Here is a 17550-nt window from a genome sequence, read left to right on the forward strand (position 1 = left end):
ACCATTTGCATGGCGTATAGGCCGCCAGCCATATTGACGCGGATCTGTTTCGTCGTCCGCGCCCCCGTTGGTTGGGGCGACGGACGCGGAAAGAAGCTGGGCCTTAACAAGATGACTTGTGCTGACGGCGTTGCCGCCAAGCCAGGAGCGATCACGGACACAGCAAACACAATTGAAAATCCGGGATAATGCCGGCTACAACTGACACAATGCCAAGGCCGCATGCGCCACGGTTAAGCTAGCTTGGCAGTGAGCGCGAACGGGTCGTGAAGCAGGTATATGTGCCAACACACTTGCATCGGTGCGTCACATCGGGGATTGAACGAAGCCGTCTTGGAACGGACAAGCTCCTCTATACCTAATTGCGACGATACGGAAGGGGGGCGCGATTTTGACTAAGTTTATTAGTGGGCTGGACAGTCTGGCTGGGGCGAGGTTAACGTTACTGCGCCGAGGGCCCGTTGAACTGTACCGCGCCCAGCTCTCCCGAGCTACGGTACTTGCCGCGATACCGCTAGCTCCGGCCTCAGACGCAAGCCGAGAACAACTGCGCTATGAGTTCAGCATCCGCGCAAAATGCGACGAGGGATTCTCCTTACGCCCTCTGAGGTTCGCTGTACATAATCAGAACCCGGCTTTGCTGTTGGAGGATCCTGGTGGTGACATGCTGGCAAGCCAGCTTGCTGCGTCGACCACCGCGGAGGAATTTTTGGGAGATGCGCTACGTTTGGCGCAATCGCTACAAGCCGCACACGAAAGCGGGTTGATTCATGGTGGCCTCGCGCCTTCGAACATCATGATTCCCCCCGGCGGGCTACCACCAAGGTTGACTGGCTTCCGCAAACGAGGCTCCGTAGCGGTGCTCCCCGCCCTCGACGGTGCGGAGCAAGAGATCGAGTTGGGAATCCTCGACTACATGGCGCCGGAAGCAACAGGGCGCGTGAATAGGATCCTCGACAACCGATCTGACCTATACTCACTCGGCTGCATCTTTTACCGGTTGCTAACCGGCACAGTCCTTTTCCCAGGGTTATCGCCATGGGAGCTTGGTCACGCGCACATCGCACGTCGCCCTGAAGCGCGGGAGCTTATCAAGCTCCGTCGAGTCTTTGGCGAGCCCATAGTCGAGCTTGTGTGTCGGCTGCTCGCGAAGGAGCCCGATGAACGCTACCAGAACGCGCGCGACGTCGTCGATGACCTCATCGCGTTAAGCATATCGCCCTCTGCTACCGGTTCTACGAATATTCTCCGTCGAGCCGAATCACCGTTTGGTCGCACACTGAATCTGATCGGTCGTCGCCGCGAGCTTGAAAGACTTCACGCCGCTATTCGCGACAGAACAGGCGAGACGAGGCGATTGTTGTTAGTTGAAGGGCCGGCAGGTATTGGAAAAACCGCGCTCATCAACCAATTCCGAGCTGAGGAGGGCGTAGACGCTTGTGAATTCGCACACGGAAAATGCGAGGTCGGCGACGGAGTGACGCCTTATGCGAGTCTTGCCCGCGCCCTTCAAACGCTTCTCAAGGCTGCTCTTGCCTACCATCCGAAGCAGTTCGATGAACTACGTAGACAGCTGGCGGAAGCCCTCTCCGACGATTCCTCCTTTATTACGGCCAATTTTCCCGACTTTACTCACCTCTTGGGCGAACACACGCATCACGCCGCAGTGTCGCCCCATGTAGAGCGGATGCGGTTCCTCGCGGCAGTGGCAAAGCTACTTAGCGCCTTTGGTTCCCCAACGCGCCCTCTGCTCTTGTTCCTAGACGACTTACAGTGGGTCGATGAGGCAACCCTGGAAGTCGTTTGCTATCTCATGAACGATCCGTATTGCCATCATGTTATGTTGATGGCCGCAATGAGGGATCGAGAAACTGAGCGGCAGGGAGCCCACGTGCGGCCCTTCCTCTCGGAAAATTTGATCGAACGGATCCAGCTCGGGCCGCTATCGGGCTCGGAGGTGAGTGCCCTGGTCCAAGCCATTCTCGACGACGAGGTTGGGGATCTCAAAGTACTCGAGAGTGCCATCTTCCGGAGTGCTGGAGGCAATCCGCTTCACACCATTCAGTTCACCCGCTCTCTCGTTGACGACGACGTTTTGGTGTACGACAAGGTTCATGGCGAATGGACAGCCTCTTCTGCAGAAGTTGAAGCACGATCCGACGCCTCCAATGTCGTCGCCCTGCTATCTACACGTGTAGCCACCCTCGCAGGAAGAGCACTCGAAGCAGTTCAATATCTTGCGATTCTCGCGGAACCAGCTTCAATCGAGATATTGTGTGCCGCGATGGGCGGCCTTCAGGCCGCCGCGCTGAAGCATTCGCTTGCCGAAGCTATCGAGCAGCAGCTTATCGAAGAGCGAATGGGTGAATATGCCTTCATGCACGATCGAGTCCGCGAGTCCGTGTATTTGACATTCAGCGAGTCCGGCAGACAAACCAAGCATCTGGAAGTGGCAACAAATCTGGTAGAACACGCCACCAATCGAGGGCTTAAGCTGGGCGCCTTTGTTGTTGCAAATCACCTTACTCGTGCAGCGATGCCAAACTCGCCTGACCGCCGACGCTTCTTCGCGTCTAGCATTCTCAATGCCGCCGTCAAAGCGAAAGAGGCAACGGCCTACGAGTCAGCGATCTCATACTTGCTGACCGCGCGGAGTTTCCTTGGCGACGAAGACGAGGTCGATGGCGGCCTGATTGCTCTGATTGAACTAAGACTTGGTGAGTGCGAGTTTATATGTATGCGCGTTGCCACAGCTTCAGATCGATTGGCTGCGATCCGCCAACGCTTCCTGAATGCGACTCATCGCGCGGAACTCGTTCGCCTGCGCCTGGCGATGTATGTCGCTTTGGATCAATCGGATAGAGCGTTGGAGGTTGGCTACCGCTATTTGTCCGAAGAAGCGGAGATCAATCTGCCAAAGGGACCACATCCGGAAAGCGTGGATCGTGAGTATCAACGCCTGTTGCGAATGTATGGGAACAGAAGTGTTGACGAGTTGATACAGTTGCCGTTGATGGTGGATGACCGGATTCGGAATGCGGTAGATGTCATGACGGATCTCATTCCTGCGGTGCAGTTTACTAGCCAGGAAATGGTTGAGCTGCTCATCCTCAGGATGATAAATCTGAGCCTCGAGTACGGGCATTCCGATGCGTCCTGCTATGCCTACGTTTGCCTAAGCTTCGTCGCGGGTGCCAAGTATGGTGACTATGCAATAACCGCGGCCTTTGGCGAGCTTGCAATGAGGCTTCCCGGGGAGCGAGGGCTCAAGCTCTACGCAGGCCGCGTTCAAATGTGTTTCGGCTCTCTGAGCCTTCCGTGGACGGGGTCATCCGCTGAAGCGAAGCGACATCTGGAAGAGGCAACTGAGCTAACCGGCCGCCAAGGTGACCTGACATTTGCAGTGTATTCGCGGCGGCATATCGTCACGAACCTGCTATTCAGCGGGGGATCATTGTCGGAGGCCCAACAGGTCGCCGAAGAGGGATTGAAACTGGCGCGCGACGCCAATTTCGCTCTGGTGATTGATGCATTCATGGCGCAAGCGTGGCTCATCCGCGAGTTGCGGGGAGTGCCGGTCGACATTGGATTGCCCGACTCGAGCGTCGACTATGCCGAACTCATGGCAGATTGCGTTAGCGGAGAGTTCCAACGGGATATCGCTGCTTTCGCGTTCTGGACATACCGGCTCCAGTCGGCATTCTTGTGGGACAGGTTGGAAGACGCGCTTAACGCAGAGGAACGCGCCGCGGCGGCGGCGTGGGCCTCGCCTGCCTTCTTGGAGAACGCAGATTTTGTTTTCTACAGCGGACTTCTGCGCATGGCCTTGGCAAATAGGTCCGGCGAAGGTATTCAATCAGAGCATGCTCGTCGTGCACTGGCACACAAGAGAACAATGGAGGTTTGGGCCGAAGCGTCGCCAACAAACTTCCGATCTCGTGAGCGATTGCTGGCTGCCGAGTGGGGAGCGTTTGCATGTGAGCAGAGTCAAGTCCTTTCTCTGTACGAAGAGGCAATCGCCTTGGCTGACCAAGCACACGATATGCATATCCAGAGTGTTGCGAGAGAACTTGCGGCTCACTATGCCGGTCGCTGCGGGCTTCGCTCAGCCCAACAGGGTTACCTGGTGCAGGCGCGAAGCGCCTTCGCTACTTGGGGCGCCGACGCCAAAGTCCGTCAGCTCCACACAGCATTTCCACACCTCCTGACGCGTCGTCAGACGGAGTTGCACCCTCTGGAAGTCGCGCTGACATGGAGCGAAGATCGATTCGAAGCAGAAGTAGTCCTGAGAGCCGTCCGCGCCCTGTCAGGAGAAATTTCGCTATCCAAAGTAATAGAGGTGATTCTGAATAACGCCCTCCAGTATGCGGGCGCGGAGCGTGCGGTCCTTTGCCTGATCGAGAATGGGAGGCTGGATGTGGCTGCACACGCGAGATTGGTCAACTGCCAAATCGAGGTTGATCTTTTGCGTCAACCACTCTCTGAAGACTTGCTCGCGACACCGATTGCATATTCAACACTGCGTAGCAAGGGGTCAGTGGTCCTTAGGGATGCGCGTGAAGACGAGCAATATCGTCTTCATAGCTATGTCAAGGTACACAGACCGCGCTCCATCATGTGCGTGCCCTTGGTTAAGCAGGGCGTCCTCACCGGATTACTGTATCTCGAGAATGCGCTGGCGGCCGATGTATTCAACGCGGCACGCGTTCGAACGCTAGAGGTGCTGGCATCGCAAGCCGCGGTCTCGCTCGATAATGCGCAACTGTACGAAAGCGTCGACGCCGAGCACAGGCGGCGCGCGGAAGCGGAGCGTCACGTTCGTGAAGCGCAAGCGAAACTGGCCGAGGTCACCAGGCTGTCCGAACTAGGAGAGCTCGCGGCTTTCATTGTGCATGAGATTAGCCAACCCATTACGGCGTTGGGCCTTTACGCCCGGTCCGCAATTAGGTGGCTGAACAGGGAGATTCCGAAACTTGACCAAGCGGTGGCAGCGCTCGAAATGATATCGGCAAGCAGTGACCGCGCTCGGAGCATCATTGAGAGCATCCGATCGATGGTCCGAGAGTCACGTCCAAATATCTCGCGCATGGATTTCGACGAAGCGATTCTGGAAGTCCTTCGTGTGTTGAAAGAGCGCATCGATGTTGAACGGGTGACCATCGCCACTGATTTCGAGGAAGGACCGTTGAGCATTCTTGGCGATCGAATTCTGTTGCAGCAAGTCGTTGCCAACCTCTTGACGAACGCGCTTGACGCCATGAGCGGCATTCAAGACCGGCCGAAGGAGATCACGATTCAAACGCGCCGTGACGCTGAAGGGATGATGTGGACTTCGGTCAGGGACACAGGGAGCGGGATTTCCGAAGCCATTGCCAGTCGCATATTTGAATCGCTCGCGACCACGAAGGGGTATGGAATGGGCATGGGACTCTCGATCTGCCGATCGGTGGTAGAAGCTCATGGAGGCATCATCGAAGTATCCAGTTCCGGTGCCGACGGTACCACTTTCCGCTTTTCCATCCCGACAGCGCCAAGTTGATTCCAAGGGCCCAGTCCTCAGCAAGGAGCAGTCATTCGACGATCCTCAATCTTACGGATCGCGTGGACCTTATGCCGCATCCTTGATATTGCCGCGCGCCGCCCGCGTATCCCGCGCCGGCGACTGGCCGAACATGCGTCCGTATTCGCGCGTGAACTGCGGCACGCTTTCATAGCCGACGGCGAAGGCCGCGCGGCTGGCAGTTGCGCTCTCTGACAACATCAGGCGCCGCGCCTCGATCAGGCGAAGGTACTTCTGGAATTGCAGCGGTGTCAGCGATGTCACTGAACGGAAATGCTGATGAAAGGAGCCCTGGCTCATGCCTGCCACCGCTGCGAGCCGCTCCACAGTCAGCGGCTTGTCGAATTCGGCGCGAATCACCGCGACGGCGCGTGCCACGCGTTGCGCGTGACTATTTACCTTGCCCAGCTTTCGGATTGCCGTGCCGTGGCGCCCCATCAGCAACCAGTAATGCAGTTCGCGCACGAGTTGTGCCTGTAATACCGGGACAGCCGCTGGACGATCGAGCAAACGCATCAACCGCAAGGCAGCGTCTGTCACTTCCGTATCGGTGCGATCGACGCGGACGGGCGTCTCATCGATATCGCCGGCAGCGCCAATCTCCTGGCACAGCCCGGCGATCAGCAGGATATCGAGTTCCATGACCAGCGACAGATACGGTGCGGCGATGCTTGCCCGGGTGATCTGGCTGACGGTCGGCACATCAGCCGAAATCACCAGCGAATCCCCGGCGGTGAAATCAAAATTCTGTGCATCTATCGTCACGCGTTTGCTGCCCTGCTGTACGAGGCAGATCAATGGCCGCGAGATCGAATAGAGCAGCGCGCTCGCCGACGTGGCCTGGATGATGGTCAGTCCGGGAACAGGCGTCAGGGCCGTGCCCGCTGCATCGGAATGGGCGTCGGCATAGCGTCGGACGGCGGAGAGCAGTGTGGATTCCATGGCGACAAGCCTACACCTGTGGTGGCAGTGGTGCGACGAATTTGCAGGATCAGGCAAGAATTTCCGAGTTTCCGACAACCCCTCGAGGCGGTGGAATTCGATACTGGCTTCCAGTCATCCACACCCCAGACAGGAGCCAGACATGACCCGAATCACCGTTGTTACCGGCGCAAGCCGTGGGCTTGGCCGCAATGCCGCACTGAGCATCGCCCGCCAGGGCGGCGACGTCATCATCACCTATCAGAGCCGGGCGCAGGATGCCCAAGCTGTCGTGGCCGAGATCGAGGCCATGGGACGCAAGGCGATGGCGTTCCAGCTCGACACCGGCGCTGTCGCCACCTTTGCGCCCTTCGCGGAACAACTGCGGAAGGCGTTACAACAACATTGGGGCCGCAACTCGTTCGACCATCTGGTCAACAACGCCGGCCACGGCGACTACGCACTGATCGCGGATACTACCGAGGCGCAATTCGATCGGCTGGTGGATGTGCATTTCAAAGGCGTCTACTTCCTGACGCAAGCGCTGCTGCCCCTGATTGCCGATGGCGGCCGCATCGTCAATCTATCGTCGGGCCTGACACGCGTCAGCTATCCCGGCTATGCCGCTTATGCCGCGGCTAAGGGCGCCATCGAGGTGCTGTCGGTCTACCTGGCCAAGGAGTTGGGCCAGCGCGGCATCGCGGTCAACACGGTGGCACCGGGAGCAATCGAGACCGACTTCGGCGGCGGTGCGGTGCGAGACAATCCCGAGCTGAACCAGTCCTTCGCAGCGATGACCGCCCTGGGCCGCGTCGGCGTGCCCGACGATATCGGCCCCATGATTGCGAGTCTGCTCTCCGCCGACAACCGGTGGATCAACGCGCAACGCATCGAGGTATCGGGCGGCCAGCGCATCTGAGCCCTGCTAACCTTGCGCGGACGCGAGTCCGCGTTCGGCCAGCACTAGACGTTCGTAACCTGATCATGGCAGACCGCAACCCATACGTGCCCGGCCATTCGATATGGCCTCACCAGTCCGCCGCGACAGCATTAGCGCGCCCCGGCGCGCTCGTGATTGCCTGTCAGTTCCACCACGAAGTCAAGAAAAGCGCGGGTCTTTGCCGGCACGTAGTGCCGGGACGCGTAGTAGACGTATAAAGGATACCGTTCGTCTACCCATTCGGGAAAGAGATTGATCAATCGGCCGTCAGCAATCAGAGGCTCGGCACCGAGCAGCAACATCTGCGCGATTCCCGAACCGGCGAGACATGCGTTGAGCAGGGCACCCGGATCATTGACCGTGAGTCGTCCGTGAGTGTCGACCACAATACGTCTTCGCTTGCGATGAAATTCCCACTGAAATGGCTTGCCTGTCTCCGGGTTGCGAAACTCAAGGCATCTGTGGCCTCGACCTTCGAGGTCCTCGGGTCTTGACGGCCGTCCCCAGCGAGCAACGTACGATCGCGCTGCGACCGTCACGATGCGGGTGTCGAGCAGCTTTCTCGCGATCAGAGTAGACGCTTTGGGTTCGCCGAATCGCACAGCGAGGTCGAAGCCGTCCATGACGAGGTCGCCAAGACTGTCTCGCGCGATGAACTCGATTTCGAGTTCCGGGTGTGCGTCCATGAACGCATCGAGTTGTTGCCCGAGAATGGTCCGGTAGACGACAGGATCCAGATTGATTCTCAGCTTTCCACGCACAGCGGACGCGCCACCTGCCGCAGCGGCCGCTGCTTCCTCAAGCCCGGCGAGATGGGGCATGACCTCCTCGTAAAAGCGGCGGCCCTCTTCAGTCAGGGAGACGGAACGCGTTGTTCGGCTGAAGAGCCGGATGTTCAACCTTTTATCCAGCCGCGCAATTGCCCGACTGACGCCCGGCGGCGTCATTCCTATCACCTCCGAAGCGGCCACAAACGTTCCCGCATCCACTACGGCGGCGAACACGCTAATGCTGCCGGAAAGCTTCTCGCTACTGGATCTCATGGTTTCTCGAGTTAATACGTGTGGCGGAGCGCGACCGACTACCTGAATGCAAACGCTTCGCCGCGCAGCAGTGCTGATCGTGTCTTGGGATCATGCCAAATTGGTAATGCGTTGTCACTTATCCAATGACATCCATGTCATTTTGTTTTGTTTGGTGCTTGTCCAGAATACGTCTCACCGAGACATCCGGTCTCGCCAATCGAAGGAAGTCGCCATGCACAGCCCATTTTCATTGTTGCTCTGGCGACCGTTGGACGCATCAACTGGAACCGATCGCGGCGCGCGTTGCTCGCCCACCACCGAAGCACTGTGATGTCGCGATTCATTCATTTGGAAAGGAACGGAAAATGGCAGTTCAAACGGATCGTCGTCGCCTCCTGAAGGGAGCGTCGAGCCTGCTGGCTCTTGCGACACTTGGTGGCGTCGCAAGCCGCGACGCGCGGGCAGTACCGCAGCGTGCGAGTGGCGACGCCGCGCTGGCCCATCACCCGGCCCATAGTTCGATCGATCAATGCCTGCAACGGGCGGTGGACGACGGCACGGTGGTTGGTGTTGTCGCCATGGGCGCAACGGACCGCGGACTGGTTTACGAGGGCGCCTGTGGCCGGGGGAATGCACGCACCGGCGAGGCTATTAGTCCTGACACGGTCTTCTGGCTCCTGTCGATGACAAAAGCGATTACCGCAACCGCGTGCATGCAGCTCATCGAACAGGGCAGACTGCGGCTGGATCAACCTGCGGGCGAGATCCTGCCGCAGTTGAAGTCGCCTCAAATCCTCGATGGATTCGACGTCTCGGGGCAGTCGAAGCTGCGTCCTGCGCGCAATGCGATTACGGTGCGCCATCTGCTCACGCATACCTCCGGCTTTACCTACAGCATCTGGAGCGACAAGCTCAGTCGGTACGAGACGGTAACGGGCATGCCGGACATCGGCTATTCGATGAACGGTGCATTCGCGGCGCCGCTCGAGTTCGAGCCGGGCGAGCGCTGGGAGTACGGCATCAGCATAGACTGGGTCGGCAAACTGGTCGAGGCCGTGACCGATCAGTCGCTGGAAGTCTACTTTCGCGAGCACATCTTCGATCGGCTGGGCATGCGCAACACGGGCTTTCTCATCGGTAGCAAGCAGAAGCAGCGAGTCGCGACCATGCACAGGCGTCAGGCGGACGGCTCACTTGCGCCCGAGCCGTTCGAGATCAACCAGCGCCCCGAGTTTTTCATGGGTGGAGGCGGACTCTTCAGCACGCCGCGCGATTACATGGCGTTTCTGCAGATGCTGTTGAACGGCGGCACGTATGGCGGCGAACGCGTGCTGCGCGCCGACACCGTCGCGACGATGCTCCGCAATCACATTGGCGATCTGCAGGTCGCGGAAATGAGGACCGCGCAGCCGTCGTGGTCGAACAGCTTCGATCAGTTTCCGGGGACCGCGCACAAGTGGGGGCTTTCGTTCGACATCAATACAGAGCAAGGACCCCACGGACGAAGCGCTGGCAGCGTGAGCTGGGCCGGGTTGTTGAACACCTACTTTTGGGTCGATCCGGTCAAGCGGGTCGCCGGATCGCTCTTTACGCAGATGCTGCCCTTCTACGATGCGCGCGTCGTGAACCTATACGGACAGTTCGAGCAGGCGTTTTACGACGGTTTGCGTCGCGCCTGAGTGGTTGAGCGTCGGCACATCCAGGCTGCGTCACACGATATATCCACACATGGAGAACGAGCAATGTATGCAATCACAGGAATCACCGGCAAGGTGGGCGGCGCACTGGCCCGCGAACTGCTGGCTACCGGACAGCCAGTGCGCGCAGTCGTGCGGGATGCGACGCGGGCGGAGGCGTGGGCAGAACGAGGTTGCGAGATCGCGACGGCTTTCATGGAAGACCCTTCGTCGCTCGCCGCAGCGTTCGAAGGCGCGACGGGCGCTTTCATCCTGCCGCCTTCGGAGTTCGATCCGGAGCCTGGGTTTCCTGAAGCGCGCACAGTAATTGAGGCTGTGTCCGCGGCACTCCTAAAGGCGCGGCCGGACAAGGTCGTTTGCCTCTCGACGATCGGCGCACAGGCCGACGAGGTCAACCTGCTCACTCAACGCACGCTGATGGAGCATGCGCTGCGCGAGATGCCCATGCCGGTGACCTTCCTGCGGCCTGCCTGGTTCATGGAGAACGCCGCATGGGATGTTGCGTCTGCAAGCGACGATGGCGTCATTTCCAGTTACCTGCATCCGCTCGACAAGCCGGTGCCGATGGTCGCCACCGCGGACGTAGGCCGCGTTGCTGCTGAACTGCTTCAGCAGACGTGGCGCGGTGTGCGCATCGTCGAGCTTGAGGGCCCACGCCGGGTGAGTCCTAACGATCTCGCAGTCGCTTTCGCCGGCGTGTTGCGTCGTCAGGTGCGTGCGGAAGTTGTCGAAAGGAAGACGTGGGAAGCGCTGTTCCGCAAGCAGGGCATGAAGCATCCTCTACCTCGCATGCGCATGCTGGACGGCTTCAACGAAGACTGGATCGATTTCGAAAGCAGCTCCGACGAAATCTTGCGCGGCCACGTCGAACTGGAAACCGTTCTGGGCGAGCTTGTGTTGCGTCGAATCTGACCAGAGTCGATGGCGCGACGCGTGGACTCCAGGTCTTACTCTACCGGTGCATCAGATTTTCGTTCAAACAAGGAATACACGATGGAATACAGCACACTTGGCAGAACCGGGCTACGCGTCTCACGGCTGAGCCTGGGCGCAATGACGTTCGGTGCCGGCTCGGGCATCTGGGGCAATATTGCCGGCTTGAACAGCGATCAGGCCGCCCGGCTCGTCGCGATGGCCGTGGAACGTGGAGTCAACCTGATCGACACGGCGGACGCCTATTCGCAAGGTCGCTCAGAAGAGGTCGTGGGCCATGTGCTGAAAGCGCTAGGGCTGGACGAAGATCGAATGCTCGTCGCGACCAAGGTTCGGCTGCGTACCGGCAGCGGCCAGAACGAAGTGGGATTGGGCCGCTCACACATCATGCGCTCGGTCGAGACAAGTCTGAAGAGACTCGGTCGCGATCACATCGACCTGTTCCAGTTGCATGACCGTGACGCGCTTGTTCCGCTCGACGAGACGCTTCGTGTGCTGGACGACCTCGTCACGCAGGGAAAAGTCCGCCATATTGGCGTGTGCAATTTCAGTGCAGGCGATCTCGAGCGGGCCGTCGGGATAACGTCCCGTACCGATCGGGCTCATGTCGTGAGCAATCAGGTGCACTATTCGCTGACGAGCCGCGATATAGAACTCGAGATAATGCCGGTTGCAGCGACAAACAGAATGAGTCTTCTGGTCTGGAGTCCGCTCGCAGGTGGCTACCTGAGCGGCAAGTACCCGCAGAATGGCGAAGCTACCGGGCGGCGTGCGAAGCTCGACTTTCCGCCGGTAGATACAGTCAGCGCGGAGCCGATCCTCGCAGTATTGCGTGAAGTCGCCGACGAACTGGCGGCCACGACGGCTCAAGTCTCATTAGGTTGGTTGCTTGCGCGCGAGCAGATCACTTCCGTCATTGTCGGAGCCCGCACGTGCGAGCAACTCGTAGCTAACCTCGATGCACAGAATCTCGCACTAACCTCCGAACAGTGCGCGCGGCTCGATAAAGTATCTGAACCGTCACTTTCATTCCCCTACTGGATGCAACGCTTCCATGACCGGGATCGCGTCTGCTAATGAGGGGCGGGCGTCGGGAATCCTGCCTGCGCGAGGCGGTTGAATGGGGAATGCCTGTGACCATGTGCGGCAGCTCATCCTCGAATAGCCGCCGTTGGAAGTCTGCGGCTGGCCGACCGGAATGGGTCGGCTACCGCCCCTCGCCACGAGGTTGTCCGTCCGCCTGCGGCAATCAAGCACTTGCGGTGGTGAATCGGCCGCCGCCGACGTCTGCGACTCTCCTGAAAGCTGCCGACCTGAAAGCGGGGCGCCGCGGCGAGTATCACGATTGCGCGTTGTTGTTGCACTGCGACGACCGTTCGCTTTCAACTGGGCGCGCGTCTCATCCTGTAGAACCCGCGAGTGTTCTGTGTGCTCGCGCACGCGATAGCTGAGCGGTCAGCCATCCGCGCGGGGCGCGGATGGGATTCTTGGGCGTATCCAAGGTCAATACGTGTTGGTCGCTATCGTGGCTTTACCACCAGCCGGCGGCCACACCTGACCCGCCGCCGTGCGACGTTGTCCCACCTCCGTGCAAGTTTCGGCCGCCACAAGTGTGCAAGTCTTGATTGGCGTTGGCACCGCTGGATTCCGTTGCTACGGCAAAAGTGCGAGGAGATCGGACGAGTTGGGCTGATTGGGAGGCACGACGTTGCTCGGTGAAAACCACGGAGCGCTTGCTGCTTGAAATATGCCGGTACGCAGCCCGCTGAAACGTGCCATCAGCTCGCCCTTGTTGCCGGCCGCGTCCGCCGTGTTGAAGTATTCATCGAGGGGCATGCTGTCCTTGAATTCCGTGGCAGACACCTGACCGTCTTTATCGACGTCCATGGCCTCATGGATTTTCGACAGCTCCTCCTCACTCTTGCCGGCCAACTGCTTGCCAAGCTCGCTGAGGGACACCACGTTATCGTGATCGAGATCGGTGGCCTTGAGCTTATCCTCCTTGAACGCATCGACCATGTCCACCAACTTCAGGGGAACGCCGCGCGCTTTGAAGCGCGCCATGGCACCAGCATTTGCGCTCGCCGTTTCGGTGGCCTGCGTGTGCCTGAGTGACGACCATTCTTGCGCGCTGCGGATTGAATCAAGTCCACCGAGTCTGAGTTGGCTCATCAATATCTCCTGAAGAAAATAGGTGAAGCCGGGGTATTCCGGCGGTGACGATTCTAGGCAACGCAAGGGTCCGCAATTCGCAAAATAGGCGGTGTTTACCAAGTCACTTTTGATCTGCCGAAGCTTCATTCAGAAGAAGCGCACGATGTTGGCAGTTATCAAGGGAAACATGGCAGCATCAACCTGCGTCTGAGTTGGCGCAACCGGCTGATCACCCTTGCACGACCAGCTCCGGTATGCCAAAAAGGAAGCTATCTCGCTATTCACCGACTCGCGGGAACGGTCGTCCATGCACTCCTGGCCAATCGAAAATGGCCGCCGCTGATTCGTGCTGCAGCTGTGGCGCTACCTTGAATATCAAGGCAGCGGCCACGGATCTGTGTTGCATGCCTTTGATGGGACGGGCCGGTATGGAGACTCTGTCGCGAGAAGATCGCCCCATTCGTGGTCTGCAATGCGCGGCGTGGGCCTGCGCCGCGCGCGGAATGCCGTGGCTGCCCGCTACGACATCCGTCCCGGGCAACCCCGGTGGGTCACCATAGACCCGGTGCCGTCTAGAACATCACGACACGGTTACGTCCTTTGGCTTTTGCCCGGTACAGTGCGCGATCCGCGGATTCAAACGTTGTCTGGCGCGCCAGATCGTTGCTTCCAATCCGTTGTGTGACAGAGGCCCCGATACTGACGGTGACCACACCTGTGGGTGACTGGCGATGTTCAATCGCCAGGTTCATCACGCCGGCGCGCAGATCTTCCAGCGCGGCTTCGAAAGCGAGACGCTGGAGCCCGCACTGAGACAGCCCGAACTCTTCGCCTCCCAGACGTCCTGCAATCATCTTGTGCTCCTCGGCGACAGCGCGAAGCACGTTCGCCACCTCACGCAGGCAGGCATCCCCGGCCTGATGACCATAGGTGTCGTTGTACTGCTTGAACCAGTCGATGTCGACCATCGCTGCGCCCATCTCGACGCCGTCCGCAGCATCATCCCACGTTCTCCGGATGCTCTCGAGCATGTAGCGACGATTGAATAGTTGCGTGAGCGGGTCGGTGGCGCTTGCGGTGCGCAGTCTGAGGTCGTTCTCGATCATCGCACTCAGGTGCCGGAACACGTCCGCGTGCGCATGCGTGAAACGACCCGGTAGGGTGTCCATCGCACATAGTGCGCCGACGATGCCCCCATCGGGCCCGCGCAGTGGGATCGCCGCGTAGGACCGGGCGTATGGCGCCGATTTGACCAGTGTGCAGTCAGAAAACCGTGCATCCGACCGTGTGTCATCCACGATGAACAGATCATTGGCTTGCACAGCGTAATTGCACAATGATTGCCTGCGAGGGATAGGAAGGACAGACAGCCCAACCTCAGCGCGATAGTGCTGGTGCTCGGCATCCAGCAGGAGAATTGCGGAGATGGAGCCCTGCGTAACGCTCTTGAGTATCGCGGTAGCGTGCCGGAAGCACTCCCGCATGACCTGGTCGTCATGTAGCAACCATTCAAGAACGGAAGACTCACCCTGTGCTGGCGAGATGTCGTGCCCGAATGGTTGATCCAGGGCGTAGGGGATGGAGCGATGATTCAAGGGCAATTCGATTCCGCCGGAAGTGTCACTTTTACGTCAACGGCTCTTCGCACGAATTCTTGAGTCCGTCCGTCAATCCATAGTTGTCCTCAATCTGCTCGACGCGCGTTGAGTGAGCAGTGCCATCAACGCGTCCTTCTCCGGCCGATTCGGAGTCCTACCGGTTGCCACGGTAAGCGCAAGCGACGGAAGGTCCGGCAGGTTCTCATGCCTGCCAAGTATTTTAAGATCGCCGCTTATCGAGTGAATCGGGAGTGCCGCAACTGCTTTTCCGGTTTGGACAGAAGCCAGGATTCCTGCTGTATCTGGGCTCGCATAAACACAGCGATAGGGTATCCCGGCCGTGCCCAGTGCCTCGGCAACAAGCGATCGAGGCACAGATCCAATCTCGAAGAGCGCAAGCGGTATTGGGCGCAATGCGGCCAGGCCCGTCGCAGATTCAAGCGCGACCCATACAAGTTCTTCGAAGAAGATCGGAGGGCCGGGAAATTGGGAGCAGCAAGTGCCTACGGCCAGGTCCAGCGTTCCACTTTCGAGTCGACGGCCTAGTTCAAGCGTTGGTACACAGACGACGTCGACACGAATCTTTGGGAACTGGTCAGCCAGTGCACGCAGTGCAGCCGGGAATATCAGCCTGGCATAGGCATCTGGTGTCCCAACCCGCAAGATATTCTCGCTAGACTCGCATGCCAGTTCTTCCCGCGCTTGTTCATGCAAATCCAGGATCCGCTCAGCATATGTCCTTAACGTCTCTCCAGACGGCGTGAGCGTGAGTGAGCCCGGGGTGCGCGCAAGCAATCTCACGGAAGCTTCTGCCTCTAGCTGACGAAGCTGCGTGCTGACTGCGGCCTGGGTGAGATGCAGGACCTTCGCCGCCTTGGTGAAGCTCCGAAGCTGTGCGACGACAAGAAACGTGCGGAGCTGCTCGGATTTAAAGTGCCTCTTCATGCGCTGCGCTGCCGACGCCGGTTCCGGATTACGTCGTAATGTTTCTTCGTTCATCATAACTGGGCCACGGTCTGTGCGGCGACGGATCCCGCCATCAAAGATATTTTTGCTGCCATAAAAAATACTTTCTTTTCTCGTGGAGAGTCGTGAGAGACACTCATATGCGTGAGCAAACGCGCTGTCGGAACTTCGCGACCTTGCGATACGCGAAGTGTGTGCACGCCGCTATTCTCACGTCGTAAGGCTTACGCGGAACTGACGAGGCCCGTTTCTTTCGAAATGGGCTTCTTTTTCCGGAGTCAGTCGGCGGGGCGGGGCGGTTACCGCTCGCCGGCGGCGGAGGCCAGCGTCGTATGCGGCTGCATCAGCAAAGTGTCTGCGCGGACCACGCCGTTGCGGCCGGCCCGTTTAGAGACGTAGAGCGCACGATCGGCGGCCTCGAACAGGGTGTCCCACACGCGGCGTGCGTCGCCGGTCGTGTTGACCGTCGCCACGCCGATGCTGACGCTGACGTGCCCCGGCAGCGGCGCGGGCAGCGGCAGGGTGCAGACGCGCTCCACCACACGCTTGGCAATCGCCGCCGCTTCCTCCATTGTGGTGCGCGGGCACAACACACAGAACTCCTCGCCACCGTAGCGCCCCACCACGTCAATGGTACGCACGGTGTCCCGCAGGATGCGCGCGACCGCCTGGAGCACCATATCCCCCGCGCGATGCCCCGCGTTGTCGTTCACACGCTTGAAATGGTCGATGTCGATGACCAGGCAGGCCAGCGGCTTGGCAAGGTGCGCGTGGGCCGCCACCATCCGAAGCGCATGTTTGTCCAGGGCGCCGCGATGCAGCACACCGGTGAGCGGATCAAGCCGCGCGCGAGCCATGTCGAGCGCAGCGCGGTCCTCGATTGCCATCAGCGCGAAGGCCGCAATACTGGCGAACGTCGCCATCAGCAGCAGCAGGACCGGCATGCAGACCAGCCACTGGATTGCCGCCGGCACCATGGACAGCAGCAATGGGCCGTCTTCCCAGCGCCATCCGAGCATGACCAGGAAGCCGGCCTGTGCCGTCAGCTGGATCAGGCACGCCATGAGCGCGAGCGGCCGGCCCATACCCGTTGCCCGACGGCGGTCGCGCAACAGCGTGTCTGTCGTCACGCAGACCACGGCGACCGTGGCGCCATGTCCGAGCAGGGCGATCAGCGCGGCGTCGAGATGCGCGGCAAGCATCGCTGCGAGCCCGATGGATACCATCGCGACGGCCGGCACGTTTTGCGACCAATGGGCCTGCGGGCCATCGACGGGCTGCGGCCGCCGTAACGATTGCAGCAGCCCCAGCTGGCCGACGATGCCGACCATGTGCCCGGCAACGGCCAGCGCGGTGACGTCCCAGCTTGCGGTTAACGCCAGCAGCATGCCGCTGAGCGACGCAAGCACATTGGCACCGGCCCATGCGGTGCGGTCGCTGCCATCCGCGCCAGCGCGGAGCGCCATGGCGATGCCGGTCAGGCCGGCGAACAGCACGATCGCGGCGAAGCTCGGTGAATCCATGTCTGAAGGCATTTCCGCATCCCCGTACGGCTGGCTGGCCGCCTGCGGCATGCAGTCGCGGCGGTGTCCGGGCCAGTCTCGAATGGCGAGCGATTCTACCGAAAGGGGCGCAGTGAACCGTCCGTTTTTGCCACCAAACAACAATATTTGACAGTTCTGCTGAACCAGTCGAACATGCGCACCCGACCCCGTCAGCGTCGCAACAATCATTGACAATTGCCCCCGATGGGATT

At 59.7% G+C, this 17550-nt stretch carries 11 protein-coding genes; 5 read left to right on the plus strand and 6 right to left on the minus strand.

What is annotated here, in order from left to right; translation table 11 throughout:
* The first annotated feature begins 391 nt into the window (after nucleotides 1-391).
* A complete protein-coding gene (locus SB751_RS09150; RefSeq protein WP_313816003.1) occupies nucleotides 392-5539 on the plus strand; it encodes an AAA family ATPase in 5148 nt (1715 codons plus the stop codon).
* A gap of 69 nt (nucleotides 5540-5608) precedes the next feature.
* Here the strand turns inward: SB751_RS09150 and SB751_RS09155 are convergent, their stop codons facing one another.
* A complete protein-coding gene (locus tag SB751_RS09155; RefSeq protein ID WP_144203668.1) occupies nucleotides 5609-6502 on the minus strand; it encodes an AraC family transcriptional regulator in 894 nt (297 codons plus the stop codon).
* 142 nt (nucleotides 6503-6644) lie between these two features.
* Here SB751_RS09155 and SB751_RS09160 point away from each other — a divergent pair, with 142 nt between their 5' ends.
* Nucleotides 6645-7400 (plus strand): SDR family NAD(P)-dependent oxidoreductase, encoded by a 756-nt coding sequence (locus SB751_RS09160; RefSeq protein WP_144203666.1) that lies wholly within the window; start codon nucleotides 6645-6647, stop codon nucleotides 7398-7400.
* Between the two features lie 131 nt (nucleotides 7401-7531).
* On the opposite strand, the gene SB751_RS09165 is transcribed toward SB751_RS09160, so the two are convergent.
* On the minus strand, nucleotides 7532-8464 hold the full coding sequence (locus SB751_RS09165; protein WP_410747963.1) for a LysR family transcriptional regulator: 933 nt from the start codon (nucleotides 8462-8464) through the stop codon (nucleotides 7532-7534).
* A gap of 347 nt (nucleotides 8465-8811) precedes the next feature.
* Between SB751_RS09165 and SB751_RS09170 the strand changes: the two genes are divergently transcribed.
* The 3 genes from SB751_RS09170 (at nucleotide 8812) to SB751_RS09180 (ending at nucleotide 12153) form a co-directional block, all read left to right on the plus strand.
* Nucleotides 8812-10125, plus strand: coding sequence for a serine hydrolase domain-containing protein (locus tag SB751_RS09170; RefSeq protein WP_410747964.1), 1314 nt, complete (start codon nucleotides 8812-8814; stop codon nucleotides 10123-10125).
* A gap of 63 nt (nucleotides 10126-10188) precedes the next feature.
* Nucleotides 10189-11055: an NmrA family NAD(P)-binding protein gene (locus tag SB751_RS09175; protein WP_410747965.1), complete on the plus strand. Its 867-nt coding sequence runs from the start codon at nucleotides 10189-10191 to the stop codon at nucleotides 11053-11055.
* Between the two features lie 81 nt (nucleotides 11056-11136).
* Nucleotides 11137-12153 (plus strand): aldo/keto reductase, encoded by a 1017-nt coding sequence (locus tag SB751_RS09180; protein ID WP_410747966.1) that lies wholly within the window; start codon nucleotides 11137-11139, stop codon nucleotides 12151-12153.
* Between the two features lie 576 nt (nucleotides 12154-12729).
* Here the strand turns inward: SB751_RS09180 and SB751_RS09185 are convergent.
* The 4 genes from SB751_RS09185 to SB751_RS09200 form a co-directional block, all read right to left on the minus strand.
* Nucleotides 12730-13248 (minus strand): hypothetical protein, encoded by a 519-nt coding sequence (locus tag SB751_RS09185; protein WP_211943505.1) that lies wholly within the window; start codon nucleotides 13246-13248, stop codon nucleotides 12730-12732.
* A 554-nt stretch (nucleotides 13249-13802) separates the two neighbouring features.
* Nucleotides 13803-14825, minus strand: a complete 1023-nt coding sequence (locus tag SB751_RS09190) for a sensor domain-containing diguanylate cyclase (protein WP_246118920.1) — start codon at nucleotides 14823-14825, stop codon at nucleotides 13803-13805.
* A gap of 72 nt (nucleotides 14826-14897) precedes the next feature.
* The gene (locus tag SB751_RS09195; RefSeq protein ID WP_144196821.1) at nucleotides 14898-15830 is read right to left on the minus strand and encodes a LysR family transcriptional regulator; all 933 of its coding nucleotides are present in this window, start codon (nucleotides 15828-15830) and stop codon (nucleotides 14898-14900) included.
* Nucleotides 15831-16093: 263 nt separating this feature from the next.
* Nucleotides 16094-17527 (minus strand): diguanylate cyclase, encoded by a 1434-nt coding sequence (locus SB751_RS09200; RefSeq protein ID WP_410747967.1) that lies wholly within the window; start codon nucleotides 17525-17527, stop codon nucleotides 16094-16096.
* Between the last annotated feature and the right edge of the window lie 23 nt (nucleotides 17528-17550).

Origin of the sequence: Cupriavidus sp. SIMBA_020 (assembly GCF_046535395.1) — a bacterium.
GTDB classification, from domain to species: domain Bacteria; phylum Pseudomonadota; class Gammaproteobacteria; order Burkholderiales; family Burkholderiaceae; genus Cupriavidus; species Cupriavidus campinensis.

Coding starts and splice junctions, on each gene's coding strand:
- SB751_RS09185 (WP_211943505.1), bottom strand. CDS start 13,248: ATGAGCCAACTCAGACTCGGTGGACTTGATTCAATCCGCAGCGCGCAA.
- SB751_RS09160 (WP_144203666.1), top strand. CDS start 6,645: ATGACCCGAATCACCGTTGTTACCGGCGCAAGCCGTGGGCTTGGCCGC.
- SB751_RS09155 (WP_144203668.1), bottom strand. CDS start 6,502: ATGGAATCCACACTGCTCTCCGCCGTCCGACGCTATGCCGACGCCCAT.
- SB751_RS09200 (WP_410747967.1), bottom strand. CDS start 17,527: ATGATTGTTGCGACGCTGACGGGGTCGGGTGCGCATGTTCGACTGGTT.
- SB751_RS09170 (WP_410747964.1), top strand. CDS start 8,812: ATGGCAGTTCAAACGGATCGTCGTCGCCTCCTGAAGGGAGCGTCGAGC.
- SB751_RS09175 (WP_410747965.1), top strand. CDS start 10,189: ATGTATGCAATCACAGGAATCACCGGCAAGGTGGGCGGCGCACTGGCC.
- SB751_RS09165 (WP_410747963.1), bottom strand. CDS start 8,464: ATGAGATCCAGTAGCGAGAAGCTTTCCGGCAGCATTAGCGTGTTCGCC.
- SB751_RS09195 (WP_144196821.1), bottom strand. CDS start 15,830: ATGATGAACGAAGAAACATTACGACGTAATCCGGAACCGGCGTCGGCA.
- SB751_RS09180 (WP_410747966.1), top strand. CDS start 11,137: ATGGAATACAGCACACTTGGCAGAACCGGGCTACGCGTCTCACGGCTG.